Origin of the sequence: Actinoplanes sp. NBRC 103695 (assembly GCF_030269485.1) — a bacterium.
Taxonomy (GTDB): Bacteria; Actinomycetota; Actinomycetes; order Mycobacteriales; family Micromonosporaceae; genus Actinoplanes.
The window spans coordinates 45,917-57,136 of the sequence record NZ_BSTL01000042.1; the positions used below are offsets into that span (position 1 = coordinate 45,917).

Annotated in this window: 11 protein-coding genes; 7 read left to right on the forward strand and 4 right to left on the reverse strand. The window is 71.5% G+C overall.

Going from position 1 to position 11,220, the window contains the following annotated elements:
- Positions 1–55 precede the first annotated feature (55 nt).
- Together QSK31_RS43690 and secA2 are read left to right on the forward strand one after the other, a co-directional pair.
- Positions 56–1,780, forward strand: coding sequence for an ABC transporter ATP-binding protein (locus QSK31_RS43690; RefSeq protein WP_285690919.1), 1,725 nt, complete (start codon positions 56–58; stop codon positions 1,778–1,780).
- Between the two features lie 16 nt (positions 1,781–1,796).
- A complete protein-coding gene (gene secA2, locus QSK31_RS43695; protein WP_285690920.1) occupies positions 1,797–4,103 on the forward strand; it encodes an accessory Sec system translocase SecA2 in 2,307 nt (768 codons plus the stop codon).
- Here secA2 and QSK31_RS43700 read toward each other — a convergent pair whose 3' ends face one another.
- The gene (locus QSK31_RS43700) at positions 4,104–5,009 is read right to left on the reverse strand and encodes a DUF3500 domain-containing protein (protein WP_285690922.1); all 906 of its coding nucleotides are present in this window, start codon (positions 5,007–5,009) and stop codon (positions 4,104–4,106) included.
- Between the two features lie 23 nt (positions 5,010–5,032).
- Between QSK31_RS43700 and QSK31_RS43705 the strand changes: the two genes are divergently transcribed.
- From QSK31_RS43705 to QSK31_RS43725, 5 genes are all read left to right on the forward strand, one after another.
- Positions 5,033–5,410 carry a cupin domain-containing protein gene (locus tag QSK31_RS43705; RefSeq protein ID WP_285690923.1) on the forward strand — a complete coding sequence of 126 codons (378 nt, stop codon included), beginning with the start codon at positions 5,033–5,035 and terminating at the stop codon, positions 5,408–5,410.
- A gap of 154 nt (positions 5,411–5,564) precedes the next feature.
- Positions 5,565–6,158, forward strand: a complete 594-nt coding sequence (locus tag QSK31_RS43710) for a winged helix-turn-helix domain-containing protein (protein WP_285690924.1) — start codon at positions 5,565–5,567, stop codon at positions 6,156–6,158.
- A 170-nt stretch (positions 6,159–6,328) separates the two neighbouring features.
- Positions 6,329–7,006 carry a nucleoside/nucleotide kinase family protein gene (locus QSK31_RS43715; RefSeq protein WP_285690925.1) on the forward strand — a complete coding sequence of 226 codons (678 nt, stop codon included), beginning with the start codon at positions 6,329–6,331 and terminating at the stop codon, positions 7,004–7,006.
- Positions 7,007–7,238: 232 nt separating this feature from the next.
- On the forward strand, positions 7,239–7,655 hold the full coding sequence (locus tag QSK31_RS43720) for a TraR/DksA family transcriptional regulator (protein WP_285690926.1): 417 nt from the start codon (positions 7,239–7,241) through the stop codon (positions 7,653–7,655).
- A gap of 156 nt (positions 7,656–7,811) precedes the next feature.
- Positions 7,812–8,681 (forward strand): DUF72 domain-containing protein, encoded by an 870-nt coding sequence (locus tag QSK31_RS43725; protein WP_285690927.1) that lies wholly within the window; start codon positions 7,812–7,814, stop codon positions 8,679–8,681.
- A 66-nt stretch (positions 8,682–8,747) separates the two neighbouring features.
- Here QSK31_RS43725 and QSK31_RS43730 read toward each other — a convergent pair whose 3' ends face one another.
- From QSK31_RS43730 to QSK31_RS43740, 3 genes are read right to left on the reverse strand one after another with little or no spacing between them, the layout of a single operon-like run.
- Positions 8,748–9,566 (reverse strand): phosphotransferase family protein, encoded by an 819-nt coding sequence (locus QSK31_RS43730; RefSeq protein WP_285690928.1) that lies wholly within the window; start codon positions 9,564–9,566, stop codon positions 8,748–8,750.
- A 9-nt stretch (positions 9,567–9,575) separates the two neighbouring features.
- Positions 9,576–10,793, reverse strand: a complete 1,218-nt coding sequence (locus QSK31_RS43735; protein WP_285690929.1) for a cupin domain-containing protein — start codon at positions 10,791–10,793, stop codon at positions 9,576–9,578.
- Positions 10,794–10,796: 3 nt separating this feature from the next.
- Positions 10,797–11,042 (reverse strand): hypothetical protein, encoded by a 246-nt coding sequence (locus QSK31_RS43740; RefSeq protein ID WP_285690930.1) that lies wholly within the window; start codon positions 11,040–11,042, stop codon positions 10,797–10,799.
- Between the last annotated feature and the right edge of the window lie 178 nt (positions 11,043–11,220).

The window sequence follows — 11,220 nt, forward strand, 5'->3', positions numbered from 1 at the left end:
TGCCGGGACCTCTTGCCCGCACGGTCGGGTGCGCAAACCACCTAATCTTCAGCCTATGAGAACACTGGTGCCGTATCTGCGCCGGCACCGCGGGACGCTCGCCCTCGTGGCCGCGTTGTCGCTGGTCGGCGCGCTGGCCATGCTGGCGCAGCCGGTGCTGGTCCGGGAGGTTCTGGACGGGCTGACCGGGCGGCGGCCGATCGGCGGGGTGGTGCTGCTGCTGACCGGCCTGCTGCTGGTGGGGGCGGTGCTCGGCGGGCTGCGTGACTATCTGCTCCAGCGGACGGCCGAGGGGCTGGTTCTGGGTACCCGCCGCCGGCTCGCCGCGCATCTGATCCGGCTGCCGATCGTCGAGTACGACCGGCGCCGCACCGGTGACCTGTTGTCCCGGGTGGGCGCCGACACCACCTTGTTCCGGGCGGTGGTGACGTCGGGGCTGTTCGAGCTGGTGTCCGGCGTGGTGCTGGCGACGGGGGCGACGGTCGCGATGATCGTGCTGGATCCGGTGCTGTTCGGGGTGGCGGTGGTGGCGCTGGGTGCGGGCATGTCGATCGCGATCGTGGTGTCGCGGCGGATCCGGCCGTTGTCGGAGGAGGCGCAGGCGCGGCTGGGGGAGATGACCTCGTCGATGGAGCGGGCGATCTCCGCTGCGCGGACGATCCGCGCGTCGGGCGCGGAGGAGCGGGAGACCGAGGCGGTCGGGCTGGGCGCGGATCGGGCTTTCGAGGCGGGGGTACGCGTCGCGCGGCTGCGCGCCTTGATCTTGCCGGCCGCGAATGCCGCCATTCAGGGCGCGTTCCTGCTGGTGCTGGGTGCGGGTGGCGCCCGGGTGGCGTCCGGCGCGATGGGGGTGAGTGATCTGGTGGCGTTCATCCTGTTCCTGTTCTTCCTGGTGCAGCCGCTGGGGCAGGCGCTGAACGCGTACACGCAGGTGCAGACGGGGCTGGGGGCGTTGCGCCGGATCGAGGAGATCTTGGAGTTGCCGGCCGAGGCCGATGACGACAAGTCAGATGAGATGCCCTCCGCGGACGGGATTGAATTCGACAACGTCACCTTCGCGTACGACGAGACACCGGTGCTCGACAAGGTCGCGTTCACGGTTGATCGACACACGCGGGTCGCTCTGGTCGGCCCGTCCGGCGCGGGCAAGTCGACCGTGCTGCAGCTGATCGAGCGGTTCTACGACGTCACGGGCGGCACGATCCGGGTGGGCGGCGCCGACATCCGCGATCTGCCCCGCGACGCGTTGCGCCGGCGGCTGGGTTATGTCGAGCAGGAGGCGCCGGTGCTGGCCGGGACGCTGCGCGACAACCTGCTGCTGACCGCGCCGGACGCGGACGACGCCCGGTTGCTCGCGGTGCTGGCCGAGGTCAACCTGGCCGGCCTGGTGGACCGGACGCCGGAGGGCCTGGACGCGCAGGTGGGCGAGGGCGGCGTGCTGCTGTCCGGCGGTGAGCGGCAGCGCCTGGCGATCGCCCGTACGCTCCTGTCCGGCGCCCCGATCCTGTTGCTGGACGAACCGACCAGCAATCTCGACGCCCGCAACGAGGCCGCGCTGCGGGGCGCGATCGGCGCGGCTGCCCGGGACCGGACCCTGCTCGTGGTGGCTCACCGGCTGAGCACGGTGATCGACTCGGACAGCATCGTGGTGCTGGAGGCGGGGCGGGTGGTTGCCACGGGTACGCACGAGGAACTGCTCGCCACCAGCCCGCTCTATCACGAGCTCGCGACGCATCAGCTGTTGGTGCCGGGAGTCGACACCATCCGTCCAGGAAAGTGAAGTACCGTAGTCGGCCATGGGTGTGTCGCAGCGGTTGAAGACTCGTTTTCGTAAGTTCTTGCAGCGTCCGGGCACGACGGTCGATCTTGCGCCGTTCGAGAAGCGGCTGCCGGCGATCGAGGCGCTCGAGGACGACCTCAAGGAGCTGGACGACGAGGCGCTGACCGCGAAGGCCGCCGAGGCCAAGGACTACACCGACATCTGCGCGGTGGGGCGTGAGGCGGCCCGGCGGGCCTTGGACGAGCGCCCGTTCGACGTGCAGCTGCTCGGCGCGATGGCTCTGCTCTCCGGCAAGGTCGCCGAGATGGCCACCGGTGAGGGCAAGACGCTGACGGCGACGATCGCCGCGTACGGCCACGTCCGCACGGGTCACGGCCCGGTGCACATCCTGACCGTCAACGACTACCTGGCCCGCCGCGACGCGACCTGGATGGAGCCGATCTACACCCTGCTCGGCCTCTCCGTGGGCTGGGTGACCGAGGCGTCCACCCCCGAGGAGCGGCGCGAGGCCTACCTGGCCGACGTCACCTACGTGTCGGTGTCCGAGGCCGGCTTCGACTACCTGCGCGACCAGCTGGTCACCGACGTGGCCGACCGGGTGCAGCGTGAGCTGGCGACGTGCATCGTGGACGAGGCCGACTCGATCCTGATCGACGAGGCCCGGGTGCCGATGGTGCTGGCGGGCAACATCACCGCCGAGGCCGACCCGGTGCTGGACGCCGCCGCGCTGGTCCGCGTGCTGAAGGCCGGCAAGGATTACGAGGTCGCCGAGGACGGGCGCAGTGTCGCCTTCACCGACGCCGGCCTGAAGAAGCTCGAGGAGAAGCTCGAGATCGATCTGTACGCCGACGAGAACGTCACCCAGCTGTCGGCGGTGAATGTCGCCCTGCACGCGCACGCGCTGCTGCGCCGGGATGTGGACTACATCGTGCGTGACAACGGCGCCGGCGGCGGCACCGTCGAGCTGATCGACGAGATGCGTGGCCGGGTCGCTCAGCGGCGGCGCTGGCCGGACGGTCTGCAGGCGGCGGTGGAGGCCAAGGAGGGCCTGACCGCGACCGCCGAGGGCGAGGTGCTGGACACGATCACCGTGCAGGCGTACATCGCTCTGTACAAGACGGTGTGCGGCATGACCGCGACGGCGGTGCACGTCGGCGAGCAGCTCCGCGAGTACTTCAAGCTCGAGGTGGCGGTGATCCCGCCGAACACCGAGAACATCCGTGAGGACGAGCCGGACCGCATCTACTCGGTGCACGAGGACCGCGACCGGGCGCTGGTCGAGGAGATCAAGATCGCCCACGAGAAGGGTCGTCCGGTCCTGATCGGCACCCTGGACGTGAAGGCGTCCGAGCTGCTGGCCAAGCAGCTGGCCGCGGCCGGCGTGCCGAGCAACGTGCTGAACGCGAAGAACGACGCCGAGGAGGCGGCCATCATCGCCGAGGCGGGCGCGCTCGGCGCGGTCACCGTCTCCACGCAGATGGCCGGCCGTGGTGTCGACATCCGGCTGGGTGGCTCGGACGAGAAGGACCGCGAGAAGGTCGTGGAGCTCGGCGGCCTCCTGGTGATCGGCTCCGGCCGGCACGACAGCCGCCGCGTCGACGACCAGCTCCGTGGCCGGGCCGGCCGCCAGGGCGACCCGGGCGGTTCGGTGTTCTTCGTCAGCCTGGAGGACAACCTGGTCACCCGGCACGCCGGCGACATCCTGCCGGCTTCGCCGCGGATGGACATGGACGGCGTGGTGCACGACGACACGGTGGAGTACGCCGTGGAGCACGCCCAGCGCGTCGCCGAGGGCGTCAACCACGAGATCCACCGCAACACCTGGCGGTACAGCGTGGTGATCGAGCAGCAGCGGGTGGCGCTGGCCGAGCGCCGGGAGCGGCTGCTCACCTCCGAGGTGGCGACGATCATGCTGCTGGAGCGGGCGCCGGAGAAGGCCAAGGAGATCGACGAGGACGTGCTCTCCGACGCCGCCCGGTCGATCGCGCTGTTCCACCTGGACCGGCTGTGGGCCGAGCACCTGGCCGAGCTGTCCGAGGTCCGCGAGGGCGTGCACCTGCGCGCGCTGGGCAAGCTGGACCCGCTGGACGAGTTCCACCGGGCCGCGGTGCCCGCCTTCCAGAAGGTGTTCACCGAGATCGAGGCGCGCACCCTGCAGACCTTCGAGGACGTCGACCTGACGGACGGCTGGGAGCCGGACCGCGCGGAGATCGTGCGGCCCAGCGCCACCTGGACCTACCTGGTGCACGACAACCCGTTCGGCTCCGAGCTGGACCGCCTGATCGCGGCGGTCGGCCGTCGCCTGACCGCGGGCGGCAGCTGACTAGTGCTCCTGGCTGCCGTGGTGGGCAGCCAGGAGATCGCCGCCGAACTCGCCGTGCGGCCGCCGCAGCACCGTGTGCGCGTGGTTGCCGTCGGCGGTGGTGTTGTCGAACTCGATGAGCAGGTCGTCGCCCTGGATCCGGTAGTAGTGCCCGACGCCGGGTCCGGGCGGCCCCTCCCACGCGAAGTGAAGGTTGCCGGTCTTCAACGGATGCGCCGACCGGCCGAGATAGATCTCGACGAGCTCGTCCAGCAGGTTCCCGGCGTTCCCGGGCATGTCGCCGCGGGGCAGGCCGGCCGGCTCGAGGCGGGACGAGGACGGCCGCGGGCCGGAGTGGATGTCGAACGGCGACCGGTCGTCGACGATCGCCCGGTCCCGCAGATCCTTCGGCAGGGCCTCGAGGACGGCGCGGCCCAGATCCTCCTCGATGCCCAGCGGCCGCAGCACCGGGCGGCCGGCCAGGTCGACCCGGGCCGGGTTGGCGCCCAGGAAGATCGGCGCCGGTGAGATCACGCCGTCCACCACGGTGACCGTCGCCGACAGGTGGTGTCCCTCGAACCGCCACGCCCACCGGTCGTCGCACGGCGTGCCGAAGACGATCGCGCGGTAGTCCTCGCTGTGCCGGCCGCGCGACCAGTCCTCCCGGCGGTCCAGCACCTCCTCGAGCGCGATGACCGCCATCGCCTGCGCGTACGCGGGAGGGCTCAGCGCGGTGGCGAGCAGCCGGTGCGCGGCCTTGCGGGCGGCCTGGCCCATGTCGGCGAGCAGCAGCCCGGGCCGGTACTGCGGGCGGTACTCCAGCCAGCGTCGCTCGCCGTCGTCGAACGGCCGCTGCGCCACCGCCACCTGCTCGTCGGTCAGCGCCGCCAGGAACGCGGAGGCCTCGCCCGCACCGTCGTCTGCCATAGGCCGAAGGGTAGCCTTCCGGGGTGGGTGACAGCGTCTATGTCGGCCGTGCCGTTGCGGACGGCGCCGCCAACCAGGGCTGGTTGCTGGGTCATTTCATGCCCGACGGCGATCTTCTCCACTCGCGCGAGGTGGAGGTCAAGTGGGGCGTGCATCCGCCGGGTGATCAGCGAGCCGCTTGGGCCACCGACGAGACCCGGACGGCGCTGCTGGTACTGATCCGCGGCGCCTTCGACATCGAGTTGCGTGATCGCACGGTGGTTCTCCGTGAGCCCGGTGACTATGTGGTCTGGGGTCCGGGCGAGGACCATTCATGGCGCGCGGGTGACGAGGAAACGGTGGTTCTTACCGTACGGTGGCCATCCGTCCCCGGCTGGCGTCTCCCGTTGACCGACCATTAAGAAAAAGTTTGAACCGTGACGAGAATCGCACACGAGAACGAGTGATACCCGACTGTGGGCGGGCTTTGATCGCGCTACTGTTTGCGCGGTTGTGTGGCATCGGAAATGCATTTTCCCCGGTGCCAATTCATGCGGGCACTGGGGAGGGTTTGTCATGCCGGTCACGGCACTGAAGGGACGATCGGGGCGGCACAGCACGAGGGCCGCGCGTGTCCCGGCAGCCCGCCGCGCTTCCGAGCCGACGTCATTCCCGCAGGTGGAGACACCCGCGACGGCGCCCTCGTTGACGCTGACGATCACCATCCCGATGACCGAGCAGGAGCTGAGCCCCGAGGCGCAGCGCCTGATCGACGCCGTCCGCGACCTCGCCGAGGCCGGTGGCCAGGTGGCCGAGGGCCCGGCGGCGTTGCTGCCGGCCGACCTCGCCGCCACGCCCGCCGCGGGTCCGGAGGTCAGCCTGCTGATCTCCTCGCGGCAGGTGCTGGTCGACGGCGAGGCGCTGCCGCTGACCCGCCTCGAGTTCGAGCTGCTCCAGTTCCTGGCCTCCAACCGGCGGCGCGTCTTCACCCGCGCCCAGCTGCTGGCCGGCGTGTGGGGCTACGAGCACACCGGCGAGCGCACGGTCGACGTGCACGTCCGCCGGCTGCGGCTCAAGCTGGGCCCGCAGGTCCCGCTGGTCACCACGGTCTACGGCGTGGGCTACCGCCTGGCCGACGACGCGAACATCGTGGTCCGCCCCCACGACTGACCACCCCGCGGCACCCCGCCCAGCGGAGCGGTCGTCCGCGGGCGCGGTGGTCCAGCCGCGGCACCCCGCCCAGCGGAGCGGTCGTCCGCGGGCGCGGTGGTCCAGCCGCGGCACCCCGACGAGCGGGTGCGCGGGAAGCGTGATCTTGACCCGGCAGTAAGGGCGTCAGAGTGCGTGTACGCCCGGTTTCGCCGGACGCGCTGGTCGAGGAGCTGGCCGACCGCCTGGCCGCCGCCCAGCGTGAGCAGCAGGCCCGCCCGCGCGGGGCCGCCGTTCAGCGCGACGAGCCGGCGCACCTGCGCGTGGCCGTCGACGGCGCTCCCGTGGCCGGCCCGGCGGCTCTCGCCGACGCCCTGGTGGACCCGCTGCGGCTGCGCGGGCATCCCGCCGTGCGGATCGACGCCGCCGACTTCCTCCGGCCCGCCTCGGTGCGGCTGGAGACGGGCCGCACGAACCCCGACTCGTTCTACGAGGGCTGGGTCGACGAGCCGAGCCTGCGCCGCGAGGTGCTCGACCCGGCCGGCCCGGGCGGCACCGGCAAGATCATCACCCGGTTCTGGAACGCCGTCACCGACCGGGCCACCCGCGAGCCCTACTCCGATCTGCCCGCCGGGGCGATCGTGATCGTCAGCGGCGCCCTGCTGCTCGGCGGCGGGCTGCCCTTCGACCTGACCGTGCACCTGGAACTCTCCGCGGCGGCGCTGGCCCGGCGGACCGCGCCGGACGACGCCTGGACGCTCCCCGCGTACGCCCGCTATGGGTCTGAGGTCGACCCCGCCTCCTTCGCCGACGTGGTGGTCCGGATGGACCATCCGGCACGTCCCGCGCTCGTCCTGGACCGCCTCTGAGGGCCTTCTCCCCGTCCAGCCACTGGACGTTCTACAAGCCCGTGACCTGCGGCAGGACTACCTGTTAGCCGGGTCCATGGCGGAAACCAGTACGGACAGTTATGCTCCGACTACTTTTCAGCGAAGATCCGGTTTGGGATCTTCGGCGGTGGGTATCAGGCGGCTCCACGGTGTGGAGTCATCTGCGGGGGAACCCACCGGCAAGGGGCAGAGGGAAGGGCAGGGGGAACGCATGCTCGTCAATGGAGCTGTGATCGCGGGTAAGAGTGCCGTCAAGGGGCGTTCCGCGGAGGAGACCGAGCAGATCCGGGTGGTGCTCCGGGAGCGCTTCGAGTCGCTCGACACCGAGTACGCCCAGGCCGTGGCGGACAACCACCAGCTGCGCCTCGTCGAGATCGGCGACGCCGCCGGCGACGACCAGGCAGACAGCGGGTCCAAGACGGCGGAACGGGACGCGGCGACGTCGCTGCTGCGCACCCTCCTGGACCGGCGCGAGCAGGCGGAACTCGCCCTGCAGCGCCTCGACGAGGGCGCCTACGGCAACTGCGAGAGCTGCAGCCAGCCCATCCCGGTGGCGCGCCTCGAGGTGTTCCCGTCGGCCACCACGTGCGTGGCCTGCAAGTCGACGCGCGAGCGCCGAGCCGGCTGACCCGGGCCGAGGCAACGTCGAGGGGGTCCGCCGCGACAGCGCGGCGGACCTTTCCAGTCCGGTCCGCCCGACCGGAGCGGCGGACCTTTCCAGTCCGGTCCGCCCGACAGCCCGACAGGAGCGGCGGACCTCTCCCATCCGGGATACCGTGCCTTGATGGGGAAGATCCAGGTCGGGACCGCCTCGTGGACCGACCGCACGCTGCTCGACTCGGGCTGGTACCCGCAGACCGCGACCAACCCGGAGAAGCGCCTCGCCTACTACGCCAGGCAGTTCCCGGTGGTCGAGGTCGACGCCACCTACTACGGCCCGCCCAGCGAGCAGACCACCAGGCTGTGGGCGGAGCGCACACCCGCCGGGTTCACCTTCAACATCAAGGCGTTCAGCCTGCTCACCGGGCACCCGACGAAGGTCAGCTCGATCTACAAGGATCTGCGCCCCGAGACGGCGAAGAAGAACGTCTACCCCGGCGACCTGCAGCCTCAGGTGTACGAGGAGATCTGGTCCCGTTTCCTGAGCGCCCTGGACCCGCTGGTCGAGGCGAAGAAACTGGGCGCGCTGCTCTTCCAGTTCCCGCCGTGGTTCGGCATCCGCAAGTCCAACAAGGAGTACATGCTCGAGGTGGCGGCCCGCTGCAAGCCGCTGCGACCGGTCTTCGAGCTGCGCAACGCCTCCTGGTTCGAGGGCGCCAACCAGAACGAGACGCTCGACTTCCTGCGCGCCCACAAGCTTCCGTTCGTCAGCGTGGACATGCCGCAGGGCCACAAATCGTCGGTCCCGCCGGTGGTGGCGGCAACCGCGGATCTTGCCGTGGTCCGCTTCCACGGGCACAGCGACAAATGGACGAGCAAGGACATCCACGAGAAATTCGGGTACGAATACTCGCCCGCCGAGCTGGCCGAGTGGGCGCCCCGCCTGAAGGAGCTGGCGGATCAGACCGCCACGACGCAGGTGTTCATGAACAACTGCTACAGCGATTACGCCCAGCGCAACGCCACCACACTCATCGACCTGCTGGACGATTAGGTCGTGCCCCGGGGGCGGCCACACTCTGGACCTCGCCTCGCACTCGGCTGACTTTCGGGACACGACCTACACCTCGGCCAGCCGTAGCGCCCGGGCGCGGATCCGGGCGTTGCCCTCCGCGGTGTTGTAGCCGGCGTACCGCGGCCAGAGGAACAGCAGCACGGCCAGCTCCTCCGCCACGATCGCGCGCCGCAGTTCGGCGGCCGGACCGGAGCGCCCCGCGAGGTAGGCGTCGAGCAGCGCCGGAGGCACTGTCACGCCGGCCGGTGTGGCGCGCACCGACAGCAGGGCGAGGTCGGCCGAGGCCCGGCCGGTGCCCGCGTTCTGCCAGTCGCAGAAGACGGGCGAACCGTCGACGTGCGTGATGTTCTCGGTGTGGCAGTCGCCGTGGGCGAAGACCGGCGCCGGTGCGGCCATGGCGTCCCACAGCCGGTCCGCGCCGGCCAGTACGCCGTCGAAGTCAGGCCCCCAGTAGGCGGCGGCCGCCGCGTGGTCGACGCCACCCAGCTCGTCCGGTCCGGCCCAATTCCCAGGCATCTCGTGCAGCGCCGCCAGGTCGCGCCCGAGGGCGACCCACATCCCGGGCGTCCACCGGTCGACGTCCAGGGTCTGGCCGGCCGCGGCCAGCAGCAGCGCGACCCCCGCATCGGTCTCGAGGTGGCCGAGGAGCGCAGGCGTGCGGACCGGCGCGCCCGGCGCCACCTCGCGATAGAAGCGGAGCTCCCTCGCGCCGAGCGTGCCGGGCATGATCTTCAGGTACGCGGCGTCGCCTTCGGCAGTGGTGACGGGGTGGACGCCGGCGCCTGACCGCGATTCCAGCCGGCGCCCGTCCTCCCGTGGCTCCACCCGCAGGATCCGCAGTGCGTCCCGCAGGAAGTCAGGCACCCGGGCAATCTACCGGCCGGGTGAAGGGGCGGGAACCACCACGGCCTCGCGGAGCAGGCGGCGGGCCAGGACCAGACGGTCCGCGTCGTCGTCGAGGGGCAGATCGCCGACCCGGTACGTCTCGCCGGACAGCACCATGCGCACGGCCGGCGCACAGTACGCCGGGAACCGCAGCGTGTGCCCGGACAGTCGCAGCACCACGTGCTCGGGCCCGTCCTCGGCGACCCGCCAGCGCAGGCCACCCCGGGCGACGATCCGGTCGTCGGGGCTCAGCGCCTCGGCGAAGTCCAGTTGGGACAGCGGGCCGATCGGGGCGGGACGCGTGGCCGGCCACACCCGGGCGCGCAGCCGGTCGGCGACCGATTCAGGGTCGGCCGTGGGCAGCCAGTCCCGCAGCGCGGCCACGGCGTCCGCCAGGACCGGCGCGACCTGTTCCGGATCGGTGAGGTCGATCCCGAACGGCAGGGTCGCCCGCAGCCGCTCGTCCTCGGCGGCCAGCCGGAGCAACTCGTCGACCAGGGTGTATCGGGTGAACGCCCGGACGCCGACCGTCAGGTGCAGGGAGCGCGCGTCCTGTGCGGCGGCGGCGTGCAGCCACCCGCGCGGCAGGTAGAGCGCGTCACCGGGCTCGAGGACCACGTCGAGGGCGGGCGGGCCGTCCGCCGTGGCCTGGACCTCGTCCTTGCGGCCGCCCCACGCCTGCTCCTCCAGCGGCTCGGGCAGCACCGGCTCGTGGATGATCCAGCGTTTGGTGCCGTCGACCTGGAGCACGAACACGTCGTGGGTGTCGTAGTGGGTGCTGAAGCCCTGGTTGCCGCGCGGCGTCAGGTAGGCGTTCACCTGCAGCGGCTGGTTCAGTTCGCCGCCGAGTTCCTGCATGGCGTCGATGAGCGGCGGCCAGATGCGGTGCAGGCCCTGGAAGACGAGCGTCGCGCCCTCGGCGTACAGGCGGAGGATCTTGTCGTCGGCGACCTGGTCGCCCACCTCCGCGCCGGAGCCGCCGGACCCGGTGAATCGCGTGGCCGGCAGCACCGTGCCGCGGTCGGCGACCCGCAGGAACGGGGTGCGCAGGCCGCGGCGGCTGAGCAGTTCGTCGGCGTCGGCGGGGGAGAACAGGTCGGTGAAGCCCCCGCCCGGCAGTTCGCCGGCGCGGGACAGGAGCGGCTGGCGCCCCCAGTACGCGTCGGCGAACTTGGCCGGGTCGGTGGCGATCAGGCGGGAGAGCACAGCTCAGGCGGAGCCGTCGGCGCCACCGTCGTGCCCGGCGGCGTTCGCGCCACCGTCCGCGGGGCCTTCGTCGGCGCTGCCGTCCGCGCCGCCGTCGTGGCCGTTCGGGTTGGCGCCGCCGTCGGCCGGACCCTCGCCGGCGCTGCCGTCCGCGCCGCCGTCGTGGCCGGCCGGGTTGGCGCCGCCGTCCGCCGGGCCCTCGCCCGACGTGCCGCCGCCAGCGGTGATGTCCTCGTCACTGAGTCGCATAATGATCTCCTTCGGTGAGAACCTCGAACTACCCAAAGCCGTCAGGGCTAATCCCAACGCCGTTCAGTTAGGCGGTCGGGTGGATCGTCAAGGCGTGTCTGAGGCATAGAGCAGCGGAGCTCCGGTATAGAGGGTGGTCACTCTAAGACGCCCTTGAACCTGGAGCTCCGCTGGCTGA